The organism is Vibrio sp. 2-2(8) (assembly GCF_963888495.1).
GTDB classification, from domain to species: Bacteria; Pseudomonadota; Gammaproteobacteria; order Enterobacterales; family Vibrionaceae; genus Vibrio; species Vibrio anguillarum.
This window is the reverse complement of the sequence record NZ_CAWPJM010000022.1, coordinates 220624-243590: the sequence shown is the minus strand read 5'-3', so window position 1 is coordinate 243590 and position 22967 is coordinate 220624. Positions and strand designations below refer to the sequence as shown.

21 protein-coding genes and 1 other annotated feature are annotated in these 22967 nt (G+C 46.1%); of the genes, 5 read left to right on the top strand and 16 right to left on the bottom strand.

Annotated features, from left to right (window positions below; translation table 11 throughout):
- Nucleotides 1-52 precede the first annotated feature (52 nt).
- A complete protein-coding gene (gene metR / locus AACV12_RS07515; RefSeq protein ID WP_170900208.1) occupies nucleotides 53-964 on the bottom strand; it encodes an HTH-type transcriptional regulator MetR in 912 nt (303 codons plus the stop codon).
- Nucleotides 965-1274: 310 nt separating this feature from the next.
- Between metR and metE the strand changes: the two genes are divergently transcribed.
- Nucleotides 1275-3569: a 5-methyltetrahydropteroyltriglutamate--homocysteine S-methyltransferase gene (gene metE / locus AACV12_RS07510; protein WP_170900114.1), complete on the top strand. Its 2295-nt coding sequence runs from the start codon at nucleotides 1275-1277 to the stop codon at nucleotides 3567-3569.
- 83 nt (nucleotides 3570-3652) lie between these two features.
- Here the strand turns inward: metE and AACV12_RS07505 are convergent, their stop codons facing one another.
- The 13 genes from AACV12_RS07505 to AACV12_RS07445 form a co-directional block, all read right to left on the bottom strand.
- The gene (locus AACV12_RS07505; protein WP_013857154.1) at nucleotides 3653-4042 is read right to left on the bottom strand and encodes a GspS/AspS pilotin family protein; all 390 of its coding nucleotides are present in this window, start codon (nucleotides 4040-4042) and stop codon (nucleotides 3653-3655) included.
- A 1-nt stretch (nucleotide 4043) separates the two neighbouring features.
- Entirely contained in the window at nucleotides 4044-4340 is a 297-nt protein-coding gene (locus tag AACV12_RS07500; RefSeq protein ID WP_170900113.1) for a YciI family protein, read from the bottom strand.
- A 90-nt stretch (nucleotides 4341-4430) separates the two neighbouring features.
- Nucleotides 4431-4832: an acyl-CoA thioester hydrolase YciA gene (yciA, locus tag AACV12_RS07495; protein ID WP_013857152.1), complete on the bottom strand. Its 402-nt coding sequence runs from the start codon at nucleotides 4830-4832 to the stop codon at nucleotides 4431-4433.
- Nucleotides 4833-4963: 131 nt separating this feature from the next.
- Nucleotides 4964-5530 (bottom strand): septation protein A, encoded by a 567-nt coding sequence (locus AACV12_RS07490; protein ID WP_017042013.1) that lies wholly within the window; start codon nucleotides 5528-5530, stop codon nucleotides 4964-4966.
- Between the two features lie 102 nt (nucleotides 5531-5632).
- Nucleotides 5633-5884, bottom strand: coding sequence for a hypothetical protein (locus AACV12_RS07485; RefSeq protein WP_017044617.1), 252 nt, complete (start codon nucleotides 5882-5884; stop codon nucleotides 5633-5635).
- A 228-nt stretch (nucleotides 5885-6112) separates the two neighbouring features.
- The gene (locus AACV12_RS07480) at nucleotides 6113-7372 is read right to left on the bottom strand and encodes a dicarboxylate/amino acid:cation symporter (protein WP_038148379.1); all 1260 of its coding nucleotides are present in this window, start codon (nucleotides 7370-7372) and stop codon (nucleotides 6113-6115) included.
- A gap of 327 nt (nucleotides 7373-7699) precedes the next feature.
- Nucleotides 7700-8506: a tryptophan synthase subunit alpha gene (trpA, locus tag AACV12_RS07475; protein ID WP_017044619.1), complete on the bottom strand. Its 807-nt coding sequence runs from the start codon at nucleotides 8504-8506 to the stop codon at nucleotides 7700-7702.
- A complete protein-coding gene (gene trpB, locus AACV12_RS07470; protein WP_013857145.1) occupies nucleotides 8506-9696 on the bottom strand; it encodes a tryptophan synthase subunit beta in 1191 nt (396 codons plus the stop codon). Before trpB ends, trpA begins: the two co-directional genes overlap by 1 nt.
- A gap of 131 nt (nucleotides 9697-9827) precedes the next feature.
- Nucleotides 9828-11237 (bottom strand): bifunctional indole-3-glycerol-phosphate synthase TrpC/phosphoribosylanthranilate isomerase TrpF, encoded by a 1410-nt coding sequence (gene trpCF / locus AACV12_RS07465; protein ID WP_170900112.1) that lies wholly within the window; start codon nucleotides 11235-11237, stop codon nucleotides 9828-9830.
- Nucleotides 11238-11242: 5 nt separating this feature from the next.
- Nucleotides 11243-12241, bottom strand: a complete 999-nt coding sequence (trpD, locus tag AACV12_RS07460; protein ID WP_013857143.1) for an anthranilate phosphoribosyltransferase — start codon at nucleotides 12239-12241, stop codon at nucleotides 11243-11245.
- Between the two features lie 20 nt (nucleotides 12242-12261).
- A complete protein-coding gene (locus tag AACV12_RS07455; protein WP_013857142.1) occupies nucleotides 12262-12852 on the bottom strand; it encodes an aminodeoxychorismate/anthranilate synthase component II in 591 nt (196 codons plus the stop codon).
- A 5-nt stretch (nucleotides 12853-12857) separates the two neighbouring features.
- Nucleotides 12858-14423, bottom strand: a complete 1566-nt coding sequence (locus AACV12_RS07450) for an anthranilate synthase component 1 (RefSeq protein WP_088721136.1) — start codon at nucleotides 14421-14423, stop codon at nucleotides 12858-12860.
- A gap of 124 nt (nucleotides 14424-14547) precedes the next feature.
- Nucleotides 14548-14650 (bottom strand) — a sequence feature (Trp leader region).
- Entirely contained in the window at nucleotides 14597-14734 is a 138-nt protein-coding gene (locus AACV12_RS07445) for a hypothetical protein (RefSeq protein WP_010318233.1), read from the bottom strand. (Overlaps the previous feature by 54 nt.)
- Nucleotides 14735-14798: 64 nt before the next feature.
- Between AACV12_RS07445 and rnm the strand changes: the two genes are divergently transcribed.
- The 4 genes from rnm to AACV12_RS07425 all read left to right on the top strand — a co-directional run bounded on the left by rnm (nucleotide 14799) and on the right by AACV12_RS07425 (nucleotide 19216).
- Complete coding sequence (gene rnm, locus AACV12_RS07440) at nucleotides 14799-15668, top strand: RNase RNM (RefSeq protein ID WP_017042022.1); 870 nt, start codon at nucleotides 14799-14801, stop codon at nucleotides 15666-15668.
- Complete coding sequence (locus AACV12_RS07435) at nucleotides 15665-16285, top strand: L-threonylcarbamoyladenylate synthase (protein WP_013857139.1); 621 nt, start codon at nucleotides 15665-15667, stop codon at nucleotides 16283-16285. The genes rnm and AACV12_RS07435 overlap by 4 nt, the downstream gene beginning before the upstream one ends.
- Before the next feature lie 121 nt (nucleotides 16286-16406).
- Complete coding sequence (gene rluB, locus AACV12_RS07430) at nucleotides 16407-17450, top strand: 23S rRNA pseudouridine(2605) synthase RluB (RefSeq protein WP_013857138.1); 1044 nt, start codon at nucleotides 16407-16409, stop codon at nucleotides 17448-17450.
- 275 nt (nucleotides 17451-17725) lie between these two features.
- Nucleotides 17726-19216: a putative bifunctional diguanylate cyclase/phosphodiesterase gene (locus tag AACV12_RS07425; RefSeq protein ID WP_170900111.1), complete on the top strand. Its 1491-nt coding sequence runs from the start codon at nucleotides 17726-17728 to the stop codon at nucleotides 19214-19216.
- A 230-nt stretch (nucleotides 19217-19446) separates the two neighbouring features.
- Here the strand turns inward: AACV12_RS07425 and cydC are convergent, their stop codons facing one another.
- On the bottom strand, nucleotides 19447-21168 hold the full coding sequence (gene cydC / locus AACV12_RS07420) for a heme ABC transporter ATP-binding protein/permease CydC (RefSeq protein WP_170900110.1): 1722 nt from the start codon (nucleotides 21166-21168) through the stop codon (nucleotides 19447-19449).
- Nucleotides 21161-22948 (bottom strand): heme ABC transporter permease/ATP-binding protein CydD, encoded by a 1788-nt coding sequence (gene cydD / locus AACV12_RS07415; RefSeq protein ID WP_088732223.1) that lies wholly within the window; start codon nucleotides 22946-22948, stop codon nucleotides 21161-21163. Before cydD ends, cydC begins: the two co-directional genes overlap by 8 nt.
- Between the last annotated feature and the right edge of the window lie 19 nt (nucleotides 22949-22967).

The following is a 22967-nucleotide window of genomic DNA, read 5'->3' as shown; positions in this document are numbered from 1 at the left end:
AGTTAACCAACCGCACTGTCATTCAAATAGCCATGTCGACACGACGAATAGTTTAAGCCATCTTGATCCCGTCAAGGTGGCTTTTGCATTGTTGGCGCGCGGTGGCAAAAAAAGCTTGTAAATAGTGGCGATCTTTTTCGCTGTGGCGTGTTGCGGCAAATAGTCGACGCCATAAACCTTTCCCTAGTGGCTTGCTGGTAATAAGCCCCTGCCTAGAGAACTCGCTGATGGCCCAATTTGGCAGTGCTGCCACACCTAATCCAGCAGAGACCATTTGTACTAGCATCAAAGTGTTGTCGGCTTGTTTCCACTTCGCGGGTTCAACACTAGCAGGTTGTAGAAAGTGTTTCACCACATCCAAACGCTGCTTTTGTACGGGGTAAGTGAGCATCGTTTGTGAGGCGAGATCCTCTGGTTCAATCACCGATTTTCCTGCAAGTGGGTGAGTTGTAGAGGTGATAAGGCGCATTTCAAAATCAAAGAGTGGTTCGTAATGTACCTCTGAGCGAGGCAAAATATCGGAAGTGATGACCAAATCAAGTTCGCCGGCCAGCAATGCGGGTAAAGGTTCAAAGCCAAAGCCGGACGAAAAATCTAACGTCACACTTGGCCAAGCAAGCTGGTATTCGCGCAGCGCTGGCATCAACCATTGAAAGCAAGAGTGACATTCAATCGCCATGTGTAAGCGCCCATTGACGTCTTCTTTCAAACTGGCCAAGCCATTTTCAGCTCTGGCCAGCTTTGGCAGGATCTCGTCAGCCAGTTTCAGTAGGATCTCTCCTTCTGAGGTAAATTTCACTGGGCGAGTTTTACGTAGAAACAGTGGCCCGCCAATGCGTGTTTCGAGATCTTTAATCTGATGTGAAAGGGCCGATTGCGTCAAATGGAGCGCGGTAGCGGTTGAGGTGAGTGAGCCACTGTCCCTTAAAGAAACTAAAGTCTTCAGATGCTTAAGTTCAATCATTGCCATTATTTTCCTTCATTCCTTTGAGAGAACGCTGGTTAATACCATATCGTGGGTTGCATCAACACGGTGACCATTCTGCTGTTCTGAGCTAAGTTACGCTTTTAATATGGAGCTGTAAACATCTAGACGTCTATTTATCTTGATGTCAATTAAAGCTCTCTGCAATCAACATGAATTTTTTTAATAAACAAGTTGAATAATTGCACCTTGTCTGTGGGTCAGTTTCGATAGATAGTCTAGCCATCCAGACATCTTTATCTCATGCGATAAAGAATCAGACACGATCAACAGCAAAAGGACTAGGGACATGACAACGACGACTCACATCTTAGGTTATCCACGCATTGGTGAAAAACGCGAACTGAAATTTGCGTTAGAAAAATATTGGCGTGGCGAAAGCGATCAAGCGCAGTTACTGCAAGTGGGACATGACATTCGTCAGAAAAACTGGGCTGAGCAGCAACAAGCGGGTCTGAGTTTTTCAACCGTAGGCGATTTCGCTTGGTATGATCACGTACTCACAACCACATTGCTCCTTGGACACGTTCCTAAACGTCATAAAAACGGCTTTCCTGATTTAGATACACTCTTTCGCGTTGGACGTGGTCAATCACAAGCGGGTTGCGGCTGTAGCGGAAGTGCAGCTTCTGATATGACTAAATGGTTTAATACCAATTATCACTACCTTGTGCCGGAGTTCAGCCAAGACGATACGTTCGAAGTCAGCTGGCCTCAACTGTTTGAGGAAGTCAATGAAGCGTCGAAAGCAGGCCACCAAGTTAAGCCTGTACTGCTTGGCCCGCTGAGCTACCTCTACTTGGGTAAAGAGGTCGAAGAGGGATTTGATCGCCTGACCTTACTGCCTCGTTTATTGACCGCTTATCAAGCAATTTTAGCTAAGCTTGCTAAACAAGGAGTGGAATGGGTACAAATCGATGAGCCTATTTTAGCGTTAGAGCTAGAACCAAAGTGGCAAGATGCATTTAAGTTGGCTTATCAAGTGATCGCTGGTGATGTAAAACTGTTACTGACTACTTATTTTGATTCGGTGCTTGATACGCTCGATAAAATCATTGAGCTACCAGTAAATGGATTGCACATCGATCTCTCCGCTTCTGCCGATCAATTGAACGCGGTACTAGAGAAATTGCCAAAAAATTGGGTACTTTCGGTAGGTGTGGTCAATGGACGCAATGTGTGGCGCGCCGATCTTGCGACGTTATTGGCTCGTTTACAGCCAGTGAAGCAGCAACTTGGGGATCGTCTGTGGATTGCGAGCTCGTGTTCACTCTTGCATAGCCCGGTCGATTTAGATCTTGAGCAGCAGCTCAGTGATGAAGTACAAAGTTGGTTTGCATTTGCCAAACAAAAAGTGACAGAAGTTGCTTTACTTGGTAAGGCACTGGACGGTGATGACGCGGCGATTCTGGCCTGTGAAACTTATAGCCAACCGATACTTGCACGTAAAACGGCAACTCACGTTAATAAACCGCATGTACAGGCGAGAGTCAACAGCATAACGGCGGCACTCTCTGAGCGCAGTGCACCTTATTCAGAGCGCGCTCATCACCAAGCTGAAGTGTTAGGGTTGCCATTTTTGCCAACGACAACCATAGGCTCATTCCCTCAAACGAGTGAGATCCGTCATCAGCGCAGTGCTTACCGTCAAGGTAAACTGGCATACGCTGATTATATCAATGCATTGAAAGGGCACATTGCCGATGCAGTAAAACGTCAAGAGGCACTTGATCTCGATGTGTTAGTGCACGGTGAAGCTGAGCGTAACGACATGGTGGAGTACTTTGCCGAAAACTTAGCCGGTTTCCAGACTACACAATTTGGCTGGGTGCAAAGTTACGGCTCACGCTGCGTAAAACCGGCTATCGTGGTGGCCGATATTGAACGTGAAAAACCGATAACGGTGGAGTGGTCTACTTATGCTCAATCATTGACTGCGAAGCAAATGAAAGGAATGTTGACTGGGCCTGTAACGATTTTATGCTGGACGTTTCCTCGTGAAGATGTTTCTCGTCAAACCATCACACAGCAATTGGCTTTCGCTTTGCGTGATGAAGTGGCAGACCTGCAGCAAGCGGGCATTAACATCATCCAAATTGATGAACCTGCGATTCGTGAAGGATTGCCATTGAAGAAGCGTGACCATCAAGCATATCTGGCGTGGGCAGTTGAGGCATTTAAAATTGCGGCGGCGAGTGCGAAACCCGAAACGCAGATCCACACTCACATGTGTTACAGCGAATTTAATGAAATCATTGACTCAGTAGCGGCACTGGATGCCGATGTGATTACGATTGAAACTTCTCGCTCGAATATGGAACTGCTCAAAGCGTTTGAAGAGTTTAACTACCCGAATGAAATTGGCCCAGGTGTGTACGATATTCACTCGCCAAACATTCCCTCTCAAGAGTGGATTGAAGGTTTGTTGCGTAAAGCGGCGGAAAAAATTCCAGCAGAGAGATTATGGGTTAACCCTGATTGCGGCTTAAAAACGCGCAATTGGAATGAAGTGGAGGCAGCACTGACCAACTTAGTGTCAGCAGCTAAAGCGCTGCGCAAAGAGCTTAAACCCCAGCAAAGTTAAGCCACATTAATCTTGACAGAGGCCTCAAATGAAGCCTCTGTTTTTTACGAATAAAGTGGTGGTCATCACTAATAAGGGGAGGACTATTGTGCCGAACAAGTTGCTTTACTAATGAATTGGTCTACAACAAGTTGGCCCCGCGTATTGCGCATTTTAATTCGATAAGTTAAGCCGAGGTCGAGGTTAGCGCGTGTGGTTGAATCCGAGCAGTAGGTATTGATGCTGGTTTTCAACACTTGATCAATCGGCTTTGCTCCTTTTTGATCCTCATTGTAAATCATCATAATTTCCACCGTACTGCCTTTAGCACTGGCACGCATCACGGACAAAGGGCCAAACTCTAAGGGTAACTCAGCGCTAATCACATTCGCGCGATTACTGGCTACGGCTTCCAAATATTTTTGCTGATCACCATTCGAGCTACAACCCACCAGTACCAGCGTTGTAAACAGAGCACAGAGAATGACTTTCATCTTAAAACACTTTCTTGAAGGGTTTAACGATAACATGTTGATACACACCGGCAGCAACATAAGGATCGGCATCCGACCATGCTTGAGCTTGTCTTAAAGAATCAAACTCAGCGATGACTGTTGACCCCGTAAACCCAGCTTCTGCTGGATTCTCCGAATCAATTGCTGGCATTGGCCCTGCGGTTAATAGACGACCTTCATCTTGCAAGGTTTGTAAGCGCTCTAAATGTTGTGGCCGGACACTCATGCGTTTTTCCAACGAGTTTTCTACGTCTTGAGAGAAAATAACGTACCACATATTGATATCCTTATTGTTTGATAATGAAGTCGAGGCCTTACTGTACTGAAACTGGCGCGTATTGAAAGCAACCAAACTGAATTTCTGTGATCAGTTGCTAGGCTTAATCGGTCGAGGGCGGCCATCGGTATCAATGGCGACATAATTGAAGGTTGCTTCACATACTTGGAAACGATCTCCCACGCTGTCGTATTTGATGGGTTTTACCCATACTTCAAGATTGACTGACATTGAAGTGCGGCCAATTTTGGTGCATTCACCATAACAACACACCACATCACCTACCTTGACGGGTTTTTTAAACGTAATGCTAGAAACAGACACAGTGACAACGCGGCCAAATGAGATCTCTTTGGCTAAAATTGCGCCAGCCAAGTCGAGTTGAGACATGATCCAACCGCCGAAAATGTCACCGTTGGCGTTAGTATCTGCTGGCATGGCTAAGGTGCGTAGCAATAATTGGCCTCTTGGGGCGCTATTTTCCTGATTCATTTTTCGACATCCACAACAACAAAACAGCGACCAAAGTGGTCGCTGAAAAATAGGGACGGATTATACCAAAGACAGCCTGTTTTGCACTCAAAGAGTCCTCTGAATGAATTCTAGCGAGAAGGTTAGTGTAATCAGTGCTCGTGCGAGGAGGGTTTGCTCTCGGAAACTTGCTTCTCTTTTGGCAGGTGTTTGTAGATAAAAACGCCTGTTAATAAGGTATAAACAAAAGTTGCGGCTAATAAGCCAAATACTTTGAAGTTGACCCAAACATCCAATGGCAGTTGATATGCAATGTAGATGTTTAGTACAGCGCAAACGCTGAAAAAGAAAACCCACGCCCAGTTGATTTTTGCCCATACGTGTTCAGGTAAGGTTAGCTCTTTGCCAAGCATTCCTTTAATGGCTGATTTGCCCATGATGTGGCTGATGGTCAAGCCCAAGGCAAAAACAACGTAAACAATGGTGACTTTCCATTTAATGAAATTGTCATCGTGAAAGAAAATCGTCATACCACCGAAGATAGTCACCATCAAAAACGTGATGATCTGCATTTTTTCAACTTTCTTATACAGTGCGTAGGTCAGGGCAATCTGTACCGCACTGGCCACGATAAGTGCCCCTGTGGCGACATAGATGTCGTACATCTTGAAAAGGGCAAAAAAGATGATAAGTGGTATAAAATCAATAAGTTGCTTCATTCGTATTTATGCTTCCGATTTAAACGTTGCGCACAGTCTAACCAAAACCGTGTCAGAGCTAAATAGAAAGAGACAATTCGAAACAAATTAACTAGAAATGCATCAGCGTTCCCAGCCGCTGGTTTCAAGTTGTGGTATTGCTCGTTTCATATCTTCTAAATAGCCTTCACTTTTTAAATTGGCGACAGCTATCTGCAATTCTTCATCTGTCATTGAAAAACAGGAATCTTTGCCAGTAATTAAGCCTAGATATTGGTGGTATTCAAATTCACTGAAATGGCCAATCCGATCGATAACCAATTCTCGGATCCCGTGGTGAATCAAACCATAATAAGTATCACGATGAATATCCATTACTCATACTCCAAGTCGATTCGTGCTAACGCCAAAAGTTTGCCGCTGCTATGTGGTACGAAAGAGGTGTCGTTTATTATAGCAATCGCAATGCCAACTTTATCGTCAGTCATAGGGCGCTTTAATGATTAACTTTAGTATGAGAACTGTTTTTTTTGCAAATTGCGATGCAAAAAGAAAGCCGCATAGGATGCGGCTTGTATTGGATCAATGATGCTCTGTGATGAGTTAGGCTTTTTGCTGCTTCAATGAGGCCTCAGTGGCTTCTTCTTCAATCAAAGCATCAACAATAACGGCACACGCGGCATCCCCTGTGATGTTGAGCGCGGTACGGATCATGTCGAAGATACGGTCAAGGGCGAACAGTAGTGGCAAACCTTCAATTGGAATCCCAGCCGCTAGCAAAACGGCCACTACAAGGAAAGAAGGACCAGGAACACCTGCTTGACCGACGGCGCCCAGTGTCGCTGTTACGATGATGGCAATGTAAGCGCCCATCGAGAGATCAATATTGAATAGCTGGGCGAAGAAAATCGCAACTAAACCGTAATAGATGGCGTTGCCAGACATGTTGATGGTGGCACCTAACGGCAGAACAAAGGCGGCAGTTGAGTTGCGTACGCCAAGGTCGTGTTCTACGGTATCCATAGTGACAGGGAGTGTCGCCATTGATGACGCGGTTGAAAGGGCTACGGCTTGAGGCTTTTTCATCGCAAGGATAAATTTCTTAGCCGACGTCTTGGTTAAGACCTGAATCATCAGCGGGTAAGCAATAAAGCCGAAAATTAAAATGGCCGCGACATAAACCAAAAAGAGTTTAAACACCACCATCAGTGCACCAAAACCAAACGTGCCGACGGCTTCAGCCATCAAACCGAATACACCGATAGGCGCGATGATCATCACTTTGTTGATCATCCACACCATGGCATCAACAATGGTGTTTACGCCATTGATGATCGGGTCACGTTTTTCTTTGCTCTGTTTAGAAATGGCAATGCCAAAGAACAAGCAAAAAACAAGGATTTGTAGAATGTTGGCATTATTCAGTGACTGGAAAACGTTGGTTGGGATCATACCCGTAATGGTTGCCCAAAAAGTAGGTAGTTCACCTTTTGCTGCGTATTCGGCAGAAAACATACCTTCAACGCCCGAAATATCGACGCCGATACCCGGTTGGAAGACTTCGCCCATTACCAGTGCTAGCGTCACGGCGAGTGCGGAAGTGACCGCAAAAAAGCTGAGTGTGACAAAACCGACTTTACCCGCCGCGTGGCTATTACCAAGGCCCGCAGCACCGGAAATAAGCGCAACGGCCACCAGTGGGATCACCAGCATCTTAATTAGGTTGATAAAAATGACACCCAGTGGCGAAAAGACGGCCGCATCGTGTCCCATCATGGCACCAACGGCAGTACCAATGATCATTGCAATGACGACTTGCACGCCAATGTTGCTTAACAAACTCTTTTTGTTTAACACTTCCATAACCTCTGTGCTAATTAATTGTAAATTCCTAGTGTTACCCACTACATAAATATCAATCGGTGGATAAATATTTCGACTAGCTTTTTACACGGATATTTTACATTTAGCAATATGGTAACAAGGTAAATTGACAAGATTATTGATAGTTCATTGACATGAAACGTGGTTTTTTCAAAAAGAAAACGTTTGCTATTTGTTTTGTCAATTTAATGAGTGGTTGGTTTGTGTTTTGTGAATGAATTTGGCGAGGCGTAAATGTTAAAAAAAAAGATCGATTTCTTGGTTTGACTCAGAAATCGATCGGGTTGGTTTTTGCTGTAAACCAATTTATTCCAACGTCGCTGCTTTCATGCTGGAAACGAAATGGCTGAGAGTCGTTAACATTTCATCTGGCTGATTAAGTCGTTGTTCAATAATTTTCACCACTGCGGATCCCGATATTGCGCCAGCGGCACCGGCGGTGATGGCCTGTTTGACTTGCTCAGGTTCTGATATTCCAAACCCAAGCAATGCGGGTGGGGCATCAAATTGGTTCAGTCTTTCCAACAAGGCATGTACTGGCATATTGGCTTTTGTTTCTGCTCCTGTCACACCGGATCGAGACAGTAGATAAGTATAGCCACGGCCAAGTTTGGCGACCGCGGCTAGGGTCTCATCACTGGCGGTGGGTGGTGCGATGAAAATGGGTTGAATCCCGTATTTGTCTGCCGCCGCGACAAATTCACGGCTTTCATTAGTCGGAACATCGGCGATCAATACTGAATCTACACCCGCATTTTTACAGCGTTGGTAGAAGTTTTCGATGCCGCGTGAATAAACTAGGTTGGCATACATGAGTAGTCCGATAGGCAGGTCGGGATATTGCGCGCGAATTTTGGTGATCAACTCAAAGCAGATATCTGGAGTCGTCCCTGCATCCAGTGCACGAATATTAGCCCCTTGGATGGTTGGGCCATCAGCGAGCGGATCAGAGAAAGGGATACCGAGTTCTAATGCGTCTGCTCCTGCTTCCACTAGCGTTTGCATGATGCGCAGTGATTGCTCTGGATCTGGGTCCCCGATGGTCACAAATGGAACAAACGCACCTTGATTGTTGTCAGCTAAACGCTGAAATAGGGTTTGATAGCGATCCATTACAGCGCTCCTTTCTCTTCTAATAGTTTATGGACGGTGAAAATATCTTTATCGCCGCGACCGGATAGATTCACGACCAATAACTGCTCTTTTTCTGGCTCGGCATACGCCATCTTCACGGCGTAAGCAACCGCATGTGATGATTCCAGCGCGGGAATAATGCCTTCGTTACGTGCGATCGATTGGAAAGCATCGAGTGCTTCGTCATCGGTAATGCTTTCGTACTCAGCGCGGCCTGTCGCATAAAGATGAGCGTGCTGAGGGCCAACAGAAGGGAAATCAAGCCCAGCGGACACCGAGTAAGACTCTTCTACTTGCCCGTTTTCATCTTGCATCAAAGGTGATTTCATGCCGAAGAAAATACCTGTCTTGCCGTGCTTCAATGGCGCGCCATGCTGGTGGGTATGAATGCCTTTTCCTGCTGGCTCAATGCCAATCAAACGGACATTCTTTTCTTCAATAAAGTCAGCAAACATGCCAATCGCGTTCGAACCGCCGCCGACACAAGCAAGCACCGCATCTGGTAAACGACCTTCGCGAGCCAAAATTTGCAGTTTCGTTTCTTCGCCAATCATGCGTTGAAATTCACGGACTATGGTTGGAAATGGGTGAGGCCCCGCTGCAGTACCTAATAAATAGTGGGTGGTTTCATAGGTGGCAGACCAGTCACGTAGCGCTTCATTGCACGCATCTTTAAGTGTTGCTGATCCTGAATGAACGGGGATCACTTCTGCGCCCATTAGCTTCATACGAAACACGTTGGGGCTTTGGCGTTCAACATCTTTTGCACCCATATAAACGCGACATTTTAGCCCCAGTAGTGCGCAGGCCAACGCTGTTGCAACACCATGTTGCCCTGCGCCTGTTTCGGCAATAATTTCATGTTTACCCATACGCTTAGCAAGCAGTGCCTGACCAAGTACTTGGTTAGTTTTGTGTGCGCCACCGTGCAATAAGTCTTCACGTTTTAAGTACAATTTGGTTTTTGTGCCTTTCGTGAGGTTTCGCGTCAAAGTTAGCGCCGTTGGCCGACCTGCATACTCTTGTAGTAACGTCATGAATTCAGCACGAAATTCAGGATCTTCCTGCGCATCAATAAAAGCTTGTTCCAATTGGTCAAGCGCTGGTACTAAAATTTGTGGAACGTATTGACCACCGTATTCGCCAAAATAGGCATCGAGTTTTGCCATGATTCGTATCCTTAGTCTCTGTGTTACTGCTGAGTGATTCAGCGGTAATGAATCTGTTGTTATCCCTTGCTACTTGACCTTGCGGCTGGGTGAGTCACTCGCTTTTCAAGCCAATGGGAATCGATTTAGTGTTAGTACTGCCGAATAGCGTCGAACGCTAGGGTTAGCTTGTGTAAGTCTTTTTTCCCCGGTTCGCTCTCAACACCTGAATTGAGATCGAGCCCTAAACAACCGATGTTTGCTGCTTGCTGAGCATTTTCAGGGGATAAGCCACCCGCCAACATGACATCGTTTACCTCGGTTAGTAATTGCCAGTCAAAACGTTGGCCAGTGCCGCCAGATTGCGTTCCTACTTTTGCATCGAATAAGTGACGGTCAATGTGGCGCTCAAGCTTGGTCGGTAGGCAGTCGTTCACGCCATAAGCTTTCCAGATTTCAATCTGGCTAGGTAAGTGAGCTCTCAATTGGTCAACATAGGCTTGATCTTCTTCGCCATGCAGTTGCACCGCAAAGAGTTTTAACGTCGTAGCAATCTGCGTAATGGCTTCAATGGTGTGATTTTGAAACACGCCCACGTAGCGCAGCGGTGCGCCGCTCATCGTCAAACGTGCATTGTCCAAGTCGACATAGCGTTTGGATTGCGGCACAAAAATTAAGCCACCAAACACGGCTCCAGCTTGATAGGCTTTGGCCGCATCGTCAGCATGAGTTAAGCCGCACACTTTGTTTTCGCCGAGCGTCACTTTACGTACCGCTAGCTCTAAATTTTCTTCGGCCATTAACGAGCTGCCGATTAAAAATCCATTGGCGTATTGCGAAAGTTCACGCACTTGTTGGTGAGTATAAATACCAGACTCCGAGATGATCATGGTTCCTTCTGGGAGTAAAGGTGCCAGCTGTTTAGTGCGATTTAGATCGGTTGAGAGATCGCGCAAGTTGCGGTTATTAATGCCAATAACTTTTGCTTGCAAGGCGACTGCCCGGTGCAGCTCTTCCTCATTGCTCACTTCGGTTAAAATACCCATACCCAATTGGTGAGCCACATTGGCTAGCGTTTGATAGTGTTGATCATCAAGGACGGACAGCATCAATAAAATGGCATCTGCACTGTAGTGACGAGCCAAATAAACCTGATAAACATCAACCATAAAGTCTTTGCAAATCACAGGTTGGCTTACTTGCGCGCGAACGCGTGGCAGAAATTCGAGGTTGCCTTGGAAATATTTTTCATCAGTCAAAACTGAAATGGCGTCTGCATATTGATGGTAAACCGAAGCGATATAATCCAAATCAAAATCTTGGCGAATGAGCCCTTTGGAAGGTGAGGCTTTTTTACACTCCAAAATAAAAGCGGTTTTACCCGTATTTAACGCATCATAAAACGAGCGATCCGATGCGGTTAATAAGTGTTCGAAGCTGCCCAATGGTTGCTGCGTTTTACGCTGCTCGACCCATTCATATTTGTCATTGACGATTTTGGCCAACACTTCAGCCATTTGAGTATGCTGGGTTGAAATGTGGTCAGAAAGTTGCTCAGGCATGGGGCTTAACCTCTTTGTGCCAGTTGTTGGACAAGCTGATAGGCTTTGCCCGAGTTCATTACACTAATGGCCTGTTGTGTATTGGCTTTGAGATCTTCTTGGCCAAAAAGACGCAGCAGCAGCGCCACATTGACAGCGACGGCAGCCAGTTGCGCTGGCGTGCCTTTCCCAGTCAGCAGGTTGGTGATAATGGCGCGATTCTCCGCAGGCTCACCACCTTGAATGGCTTCGAGTGGGTAGCTTTCAACACCAAAATCTTTAGGTGTTAAGGTGTATTCGATGATGTGTCCATCACGAATTTCAGCCACTAAGGTTTCACCATGAATCGCCACTTCATCTAAACCACTGCCATGAACGACCGCTGCACGTTTCAATCCCATTTGTAACATGGTTTGGGCAATAGGCAGAACCAGTTCTTTACTGTAAACACCCATCAGTTCAATGTTGGGGCGAGCAGGGTTAATTAGCGGTCCTAATATATTGAAGATAGTGCGCGTTTTCATGGTTTGGCGCACGGGCATCGCATGACGCACGCCACCATGATATTGCGGCGCAAATAGGAAAGCGACGCCCAAATCATCGATGGCTTGGCGAGTATTTTCAGCGCTCATCGCAAGGTTAATACCAAATGAATCCAGTAGATCAGAAGAGCCTGATTTGCTCGATACTCCACGATTACCATGTTTGGCAATTTTTACGCCACAGGCAGCAGCAACAAATGCTGCGGTGGTTGAAATATTAAAAGTATTTGAGCCATCACCACCAGTGCCGACTATGTCTGCAAAATCATAGTCTGGCCTTGGAAACGGGGCCGCGTTAGCCAATAATGCTTTGGCTGCGCCAGCAATTTCATCGGGTGTTTCACCTTTGATTTTCAGTGCCGTCAATACCGCTGCCATCAAAATAGAGTCGAGTTCACCACGGATGATGACATCAAACAGTTGCTGGCTTTCTGCTTGCGAGAGCGACTGCTGCGCGTAAAGTTTATTAATGATGTTTTCCATAAAATATCCCTATAAATCCGTTAGTGGGTGCTTTTTTCTAAAGCCCAATCGATCGCATTGGCAAGCAATGCTGCGCCATGAGTAGTCATGATGGACTCTGGATGAAATTGAAAGCCGCACACTTTATCTTGCTCTTGCACCACGGACATCACGAGCCCATCAACCTCAGCCGTGATGGTTAAACTATCTGGAACCTCAGTAGCCACTAGGGAATGATAACGAGCAATGGCTAGTGGTGACGGTAGCTGTTGGTAAATACGATGATGTTGGTGTTCCATCATCGAGATTTTGCCATGGATAATTTCGCCAGCACCCGCGACAGTGCCGCCGTAAGCTTCAACAATCGCTTGGTGACCTAAACAGATGCCAATGATCGGCACTTTGCCCTTAAGGCGTTGGATTAATTGTGGCATGCATCCCGCGTCTGCGGGCGCGCCCGGTCCGGGGGAGAGTAGCAGCAGCGGTTCATCCAATTGAAAGACCGCTTGTTCAATGCTCTGTGCGGCGATGTTGTTGCGATAAACTGTCACCGTATGGCCGAGTGAGCGGAATTGATCAACAAGGTTGTAGGTAAAGGAATCAAAGTTATCGATAAAAATAATGTTGGCCATGTCTGCTACTCCTGATGCGCGGCTTGAATTGCAGAGATCACGGCTTGTGCTTTACCACGTGTCTCATCGGCTTCCGATTGAGGGTCGGAATCATAAACGACCCCAGCGCCCGCTTGAACTTGCGCAATACCCTGTTCTACATAAGCCGAGCGGATCACGATGCAAGTATCTAAATCGCCTTCCCCGGTAAGGTAGCCAACCGCGCCACCGTAACTGCCACGGCGGGCTTTTTCCACGTTACGGATAAGCTGCATGGCGCGAATTTTCGGCGCACCAGTGAGTGTGCCCATATTCATGCAGGCTTGGTAAGCGTGCAGTGCATCGAGATCGCTTCGGAGTTGACCCACCACGCGAGAAACCAAATGCATAACGTGACTGTAGCGATCCACTTTCAATAAATCAGCGACGTGGCGCGTTCCTGCTTGTGCAATACGCGCGACATCGTTGCGCGCAAGGTCGACCAACATCATGTGTTCAGCGTTCTCTTTTTTGTCGCAACGTAGTTCAAGTTCAATGCGGCTATCTAAATCAAAATCAATTGAACCATCGGCGCGTTTACCACGGCGGCGAGTCCCTGCGATAGGGTAAATCTCAATCTGGTTGGTTTCGGTGGCGTATTTCAATGCGCTTTCAGGAGAAGCGCCAAACAGAGTAAAGCGTTCGTCTTGCATATAAAACATGTAAGGGCTTGGATTGCTCTCTTTCAGTTTTTTATAAGCAGCAAGTGGTGAAGGGCAAGGCAGGGTAAATCGGCGAGAAGGGACCACCTGAAAAACATCGCCTTTCACGACAAATTCTTTTAACGCTTGAACGGTCTTGCAAAACTCTTGGTCAGAAATATTCGTTGTCACGCTTACGTTAGCTACGGTTTTGGCTTGCGGTAGTAATTTGGGTGCGGCACATTGCTGCGCGATCTCTTGTAAACGAGTAATTAATGTTTCGCGCATTGTTGGCGTGGGGTTAAAAACACTGGCTTGCAACTGACAATGCTCAGTTTTATGGTCAATCACCAACAAGGTTTCTGCGATATAAAAAACGTAGTCTGGACACTGATTAGTCGTATCGGCATTTCCTAGCGGTTCGAAGTTGGCCACCAAATCGTAGGCAAATAAACCGCCTAGAAAGAGGGCATGTTTATCGTGATGACGAAGATCGAAACTGTGCTGCACGAGGCGTAGTGCATCAAAAGAAGAGGCTTCGCGTAGGCGAGAATCTTCGTCTAGCGTGTCGCATGGTGCTTGAAATTGAAGCGTTAAGGTATTTTGTTGTAACTGATGTTCAATATCCGCTTTAATATTACGCTGTAGATGTTCGATGAGCTGTTGACCATTGTCTGTCAATGCGTGAAAAGTGACAACGTGACCAAAGCAAGTGATGCGCACGGCTGCATCAACCAATAATAGACTTTTGAGATCCTGTTTTGAGTCGATCTCGGCGGATTCTAATAGCAAACAATCTGTTTTTGACTCACATAGCGTATGAAATAGACGTGTTGGATCTTGGGTATAAGGCACGGACATATTGATTACGTCAATTTGGCCTAAGTTTTTAATTTCAATGGTCTTATTCACAAGACCTCCTTGATGAATTTTAATGTTCCTGTCGTCCATACTCGCATAATCCTCTTAGAGACCCAATCTTCACTTTGGGGGTTTCGCTGTTTTATTGCGCAATGTAATGTGAGCTATTCGACAAAATAAAAAGCCCGCTCATTGAGGCGGGCTTTGTGAATTCGTGTTCTATTTTAAAAGTACACGGTTGCCCACCAAGAACTTGTCCAAGTGTGCCACCAATTGAGCTCAGATGAAGCTGCGCTTAAATTGTGATTATGGTTTTGGTTAAATTCTTGTAACATGGTCAACCTCAAATACGTGCCTTGCATTTGTGTACTAGTTAACTAGTGCGAGAGTAAAAAGTCAAGCCTAAAAGATGGCCAAAATAAAATTATGAGAATTGATCTACATAGCCACACCACTTCTTCAGATGGCAGGTTATCGCCGCAAGCGTTAATCGATAGGGCGCTAAGCTTTGATATTGAGGTATTGGCGATCACTGATCACGATACGACTGATGCATTAACTATTGCTCATGACTATATTAATCAGCAACAATTACCCATCACCTTGATCGATGGCATCGAGATTTCCACGGTTTGGCAAAATAAAGATATTCATATTGTTGGGCTCAACATCGACTCAAACGCTCAAGCTCTGCAGCAGTTAATTGAGCAGCAAAAGGCACATCGTGTGCAGCGCGCACAATTGATTGCACAACGATTGCAAAAAGTGACACGTGAAGGGGTGTTAGAAGAGGTGCAAGCCATCGCCGGAGAGGCACCGATTACTCGTGCGCATTTCGCAAAATGGCTGGTTGAACAAGGTTTTGCGAAGAACATGCAGCAGGTGTTCAAAAAGTTTCTCACCCGCGATAATCCCGGGTATGTACCACCAAGTTGGTGCTCGATGACCGATGCCGTTGAAGCAATACACGCCGCTGGTGGCCAAGCGGTATTAGCGCATCCTGGACGATATGACTTGACGACCAAGTGGCTCAAGCGCTTAATAACGGCGTTTGTAGAAGCGGGTGGTGACGCTATGGAAGTGGCACAGCCACAACAAGCGCCACAAGAAAGACGTAATTTGGCCGATTATGCCATACAATACAATCTATTAGCTTCTCAAGGCAGTGACTTTCATTACCCCTCACCTTGGATGGAACTGGGGCGAAATCTTTGGTTGCCTTCTGGCGTCGATCCTGTCTGGAAAGATTGGGGTTTAAGCCCCGTAGATAGACTCAATAATGAGGAATTACAATGAGCCAGTTTTTTTACGTACATCCAGAAAACCCGCAGACTCGCTTGATTACTCAAGCGGTTGCCATTATCCGCAATGGCGGAGTTGTTGTGTACCCAACGGATTCTGGTTATGCACTAGGCTGCCAGCTAGAAAACAAACAAGCATTAGAGCGTATTTGCCAAATTCGCCGCCTTGATGATAAGCATAATTTTACCTTGCTGTGCCGTGATTTGTCAGAGCTCTCTTTTTATGCGCGTGTAGATAATACCGCTTTTCGCTTGCTAAAGAATAACACACCTGGCCCTTATACGTTTATTTTCAAAGGGACCAAAGAAGTGCCACGTCGGTTGATGAATGCGAAGCGTAAGACGATAGGTATCCGTGTGCCTAATAACCGTATTGCACTTGATTTACTTGAAGCGTTAGGTGAACCGCTAATGTCCACTTCACTTATTTTGCCCGGCAACACCCATACAGAATCGGATCCAGAAGAGATTCGGGATCGCCTTGAGCACGCCGTGGATGTCATTTTAAACGGGGGTTATTTAGGTGAACAGCCGACGACAGTGATTGATTTCAGTGAAGATGAGATGGTGGTTGCTCGCGTGGGAGCGGGCGATCCAACACCTTTTGAATAGCTTTTGAGTAGGCCATCAAAACGAGTGCTTTTTGGCGTAGAATTTGAGATACTATGCGGCCGCGATTTTGGGGTCGCATTTTTTCATTCGACGTCTGTGAAGACGACACATAGGTAGATAAATGAGCGAAAAGTTACAAAAAGTTTTAGCACGAGCTGGTCATGGTTCTCGTCGTGAGTTAGAAGCTTTGATTAGAGCAGGACGTGTCAGTGTTAATGGCAAGGTAGCTATGTTGGGCGAGCGTCTAGAAGATGATAACGCAGTTGTGCGTATTGATGGACATGCTGTTTCCGTTAAAGCGCCAGAAGAGGTTATTTGTCGAGTGCTTGCTTACTACAAACCGGAAGGTGAGCTTTGTACACGTCATGATCCAGAAGGTCGTCGGACGGTATTTGATCGTCTACCTAAAATTCGTGGTTCGCGTTGGATTTCAGTTGGCCGCTTAGATGCCAACACCTCAGGCTTACTTCTCTTTACTACCGATGGTGAATTGGCTAATCGCCTTATGCACCCAAGCCGTCAAGTAGAACGCGAATATTTAGTGCGTGTTTTTGGCGAAGTGAACGAGCAGAAAGTGCGTAACCTCGTTAAAGGGGTTGAGCTAGAAGATGGCTTGGCACGCTTTGAAGATATCGTTTACGCTGGTGGTGAAGGTATGAACCATACTTTCTACGTCGCGATTAACGAGGGCCGTAATCGTGAAGTTCGTCGTCTTTGGGAATCTCAAGATACCACAGTGAGCCGTTTGAAACGCGTTCGTTATGGCGAGATCTATTTGGACAAAAAACTGCCACGCGGCGGTTGGATGGAACTGGATCTTAAAGATGTAAACTATTTACGTGAATTGGTTGAACTGCGTCCTGAAAAAGAGACGATGCTAGATTTGAGCAAAGACAACACTTCACGTACTCGTGAGCGTGCGCGTAGCCAAAAAATTCGCCGTGCCGTTAAGCGCCATGAAGAGCGCGTAACGACGACAGGCAAGCCTAAAAGTCGTACGACCAATGGTACAACGACGAATGGTAAAAAAACTAACGGTACGACAACCAATGGCACAACGACTGGCCGTCGCAAGCCTGCTTCAAGTACCCGTAACAGTGGTGCCGATGGTAGCCGCGGCACTGGTCGGCCTCAAACTGGTAAAGCGAAAGCGCCACGTCGATAAGCGAAACTTTCTCGTTGCCTGTTAATTGATATTTAAATCCCGAGCTAAGCTCGGGATTTTTTCGTTTAAGACATTGATAATAAAATAAAAATTAAAACAATAGAGTTGGTATTGAGCACTTGTGCATGATTGACATCCCTATGTTCATATTTTCTGGTATTAAGTGAGTAGAGTGAAGAAACAGGCTACATGTGGCATGTATGGTATGGTTGACTAAATTTTAGTGATGCTACAATGTTACGATCATAAGCGGGTACATTTGGAGTCAGTTAAACATGGATAGAGCAGGCATCTCAGCCGTTAAAGTGGCACTTATCTACGCAACATTTGCCGTGCTCTGGATATTATTCTCGGATATGACAGTCGAATTATTGCTAGATAACGCCCAGTTGCGCGCTCTCGCTCAAACCTATAAGGGGTTGATGTTTGTCATTATTACCGCCTTACTTTTGCTCATGTTGGTGCTTAGAGGGAATCGCTTACTAGAAAAGGCCAATGATATGGACAGCCTCACTGGGCTGCACAGTCTTAGTATGTTTGTGCGTACTCTCAATATCACGATCAAAAAATTAAAGTCTAATGAGCGATTTATTCTTTGTTACCTCGATGTCGACGATTTTAAAAGTATCAACGAAACTCTGGGGTTTGAGCGTGCAGATGCATTTTTGCAGGATTTAGCTCACGATATTAACGAAATGACTTTGCCCGGCTCATTAGTATCGCGCTTACATGCCGATCAGTTTGCCAGTTTTGTAAAGTTGAGTGACGCTGTAGATATGGATTCTCATGTTCGGAGCGTCCAACGTCTGTATACCCATCGGGCCAAGCAACACAATATTGAAACAACTTGCTGCATAGGTGTTGCCATTTACCCAGCCGATGGTATCAGCGCCAGAGAACTGATGGTTTCCGCGACTGAGGCTCTTAATGTTGCAAAGAAACAAAAGAATGCCATTCAGTATCATGACAAAACATTAACAGAAAAAGCGATGCAGCGCCGGCAAATGGTCCTCGACCTGCGCTTAGCGATCGACGACGATAGCTTAACGGTTGTATATCAACCTAAATATGACCTAAAAACATTAACAGTCAACGGTGTCGAAGTACTGATTCGTTGGAACCATCCTGTTAAAGGCGCTATCCCGCCTGATGTTTTTATCCCATTAGCCGAGGACAATGGCTTGACGGGCGCTATCTCCAAATTTGTGGTTGGAAAAGTATCACAGGAGCTGGGGCGTTCAGGAATATTGGGGACACAAATTAAACACGTTGCTGTTAATGTCTCCGCGACTGAGTTCAATAATGCTGATGAGATGTATGAACTCACGCGATTTATTCAGCAGCATGAGAATTTGAACTCATACATACGCATTGAAATTACGGAAACAGCAACGCTTACCGATATGAAAAAGAGTGTTGAAATTATTTCTAATCTGCAATCTAACGGGATTACTTTTTCCATCGATGATTTTGGCACGGGTTATACGTCACTTGCCATGCTCAAAGATCTTACTGTAGATGAAATCAAAATTGACCGCAGTTTCGTCTCTGAAGTAGAACATGATGATCGCTCAAGAACGATAGTGAATGCCATTATTGCTATGGCGCAAAGTTTTGACATCAATATTGTGGCAGAAGGCGTAGAGACAGCCAACCAATTGAAAATTTTGCAGACAATGGGCTGTCAACAAGTGCAGGGCTACTACCTAGGACACCCAATGCCAGTGGAAGATCTTATTAACCATCTATCTTTGAATATTAATTAAAAATCTCACCTATAAAATGAGTAGTACGCTCAGTACTTATTAAGCTGATGAGGTACGTATTTAGCGAGTTTGGTTGACTGCCGCTTCTTTGCAAGGCCGCTTCTTCACCCTCATGCACTGACTCTCAAAGCAAGAGGGCGAAGATTTTTCATACCAAGCTTCAGTTACCTAATTCAGCATAGTGTTCCTAAAAAAGATAAGTCTCATAACGAGCAAATGACAAACGATGGCTACAAGGTTTGCTGTAGTTGGAAATAGCGGCCTTGTTTGGTCAATAACGCTTGGTGGCTACCGTATTCCACGATTTCACCTTGTTCAATCAGGCAAATAGCATCCATTGTTTCTAACTCGACCAAGCGGTGAGTAATAAAGAGGACCGTTTTATGCGCAAAATGCTGTTGAAACAGAGCCAGAATTTGCTGCTCTGTTTGTTTATCCAAGCCTTCCGTGGGTTCATCGAGTAATAAAATTGAACCGTTGTGTAGCAGCGCGCGCGCGATACCGATGCGGCGTTTCTCTCCACCAGAGAGCTGACGGCCGCCGTCACCCAGCCATGCGTCCAAACCTAGATCATCCAATAGAGTATGTAAACCGACTTGCGTTAAGGCGTGAGCCAACTGTTGATCGTTTGCGCCTGGATTGGCCATCGCGAGGTTGTCTCGCAGCGTGCCATTGAGTACATCTACACGTTGGCTAACCACACTGATGATTTGGCGAAGTTCGCTCTCATTCCATGCTGTTAAGTGGGTACCTGCAATGGAGACGCTACCTTGCTGTGGATCCCAATAGCGTGACAGCAGTTGCATTAAGGTTGATTTGCCAGAGCCTGTTTGTCCCACTATTGCAACGCGATGCCCTGCGGGAATATGGAGGTTGACACCGCGTAGCACATCTTGGCTGCTGTCAGGATAGTGAAAGGTTACGTCTGAAAATTCAATATCGAATTGACCTGAGTGCTGAGTTGAAGCGGTAGGAAATTGGACTTCAGGCTCAGCCAGAATAATATCGTTGAGGCGGCGAGCAGAAGTGAGTGTTTGTCCTAAATGTTGAAATGCACCAGCAATCGGCATCAGCAGTTCAAAACTTGCCATAGTTGCAAAAGCCACCAGTGCAATCATCGGGTCGGGTTGATTACCTGCCACACCATCGGCGGCAAGCCAGATCACTAACACAAGCGTCCAGCCATTAGCGAGCATGAGCAGTGCTTGTGCAAGGCCAGAAAAATGAGCGTTAGCCAATTGATTGACCAGCAATTTTTGCTGCGCGCTAAGAATCGCTTCACGGTAACGGTTTTCTGCACCAAACAGGGTCAGTTCACTGTAGCCTTGCAACCAGTCAAGCGTTGCAATACGCAAATCCGCCTTGTGCTGGGTGAGCTCGGCACCATTACGCTGACCCAGTTTATAAAAGAGGACTGGCCACACGAGTAGTAGCGTTAGAAGAATTGCACCAAGGGTTAAGCCAATGGCAGGGTCGAACCAACATAAGAATGCCGTTAACGCACTAATGCCCAGTACACCCACGGTTACTGGGCTGATTAAGCGTAAATAGACGTGATCCATAGCATCGATATCTGCCACTAGACGGTTGAGTAAATCAGCGTCTCTGAGGTTTGACACACGACCTGGGATCAGTGGCGCGAGTTTTTGGAAGAAGAAAATACGCAGATCCGTCAGCAGCTTGAATGTAGCATTATGGCTGACAACACGCTCACCCCAACGTCCTGCAGTGCGTCCCATGGCAAACCCACGTACAAACGCGCCCGGTAGCATGTAGTTGAATGTTTCACGAGCAATGGTTAAGCCAGCAATGGCCGCTGCGGATAAAAACCAGCCGGATAAGGTCAGTAGGCCAATCGAGGCAAACAGGGTTAAAAAGGCCAGCAGCATGCCGAGAGATAAACCAAACCAGTGCTTTTTATACAATTTAAGGTAAGGGATGAGATCACGCATCAAGGTTCCCCTTATTGGCTTCATCAAGCGCTTGATTAGCTTGTAACATATCTGAAAACAGACCCTTTTGCTGGCTGAGTGTGTTGTAATCGCCTGTTTGAACTATCGCCCCATTTTGCATCACCAAAATCTGTTGCACCGATTTTAATGGTGCTAATTGGTGCGTCACGATTAAAGCGGTGTGGTGTTGAATTTGGCGGTTCAAACCTTGCATCACTAACTGTTCGCTGCGGGCATCTAAGCTGGCGGTTGGTTCATCAAGTAGCCAAAAATTGCCGTTTTGTAGCAGCGCGCGAGCAAGTGCAATTCGCTGAGCTTGTCCGACAGATAATCCACCGGATCGATCGGTGATGGCGTAATCCAAACCATGTTTGTCGACAAATTCAGCCGCATAGGCATTGTCTAAAGCCGAATGAAGCGCTTCGTCACTCATGTCATGCTTGCCGAGGCTGATATTCTCAATGATGGTTCCGTGTACCAATAGTGGGTTTTGCCCAACCCAACTGATCTGCTTACGCCAGCTGGTATGCTCAAGATCGCTCAGTTCAATACCATTGATTTTCAAACTGCCTTGGTAAGGCATGAAGCCTAAAATGGCGTTTACTAAGCTGGTTTTACCTGCACCGCTTGGCCCGACAAGCGCAGTGGTTGAATGGTTATCTAACGTAAATGAAATTGGACCGACCAAGCGTTTTCCTTCTGGACTAAACACTTCGAGATCTTGCGCTACAATGCCAATCTGCTGTGCACCGTCGAGCGAGATAGATCCTGATTTCACCTTGCTGATGTCTGTTTCCAAAAACTCGACAATGCTTTCAGCCGCGCCGACAGCTTGTTGTTTGGCGTGATAAAAGGTGCCCAAATCACGTAATGGTTGATAAAACTCAGGCGCAAGGATCAAGATAAATAGGCCGGAAAATAGAGTTACGGCTGTACCGTAGTAGCCGAAATTCAACTCGCCAATAAAGCTAAAACCAAAGTAAACGGCGGTGATGGCGATCGATATCGAGGTGAAAAATTCTAACACTGCTGATGATAGAAAGGCGATTTTCAATACATCCATTGTGCGAGTGCGAAAGACTTCAGAAGCGCCTTTAAGCTGATCGGCTTCGGCTTGTGTACGGTTGAATAGGCGTATTGTAGTCATCGACTGCAGGCGATCATAAAAGTGACCAGATAACCGCTGCAGAGCTTTGAAATTTTTACGATTAGCATCGGCTGCTTTCATACCGACTAAGGCCATAAACAGCGGCACTAAGGGTGCGGTGATTAAGAAAATCAAACCCGCCGCCCAGTTGACGGGAAAGACCACAATCAAAATCATAAACGGGATCAACACAGATAATGACATCTGCGGTAAATAGCGCGCAAAAAAGTCCTGCATGTTTTCGACTTGTTCAAGCAGTAATGTTGCCCATGCACCGGCAGGCTTACCTTTAATGTAAGCAGGGCCCAACTCGCGAACTTTATCCAGTATTAACTGACGGATATAAATGCGGATCTGCTCTCCGCAGCGAAAACCCGCAATTTCACGCCCCCATGCGCACGCGGCACGTGCGGCAATCGTCACCACCAAACCAAGAAAATAGGGAATGAGCTCTGCTTTATCAACTTGTTCAATAATCAGTTGATGCAGAATGGAGGCGAGGAGTGCGGCCTGAGCCAGCAAAAACACACTTGATAATACGCCAAGGCCAACAGCAATCATTAACCAGCGTTTTGCCAGTTTACTTTGCTGTTTGAGCCAATTATTCAAGCTACGTTGCTTTTTCTTATCCATTTCGAAGGCTTAATGAGAA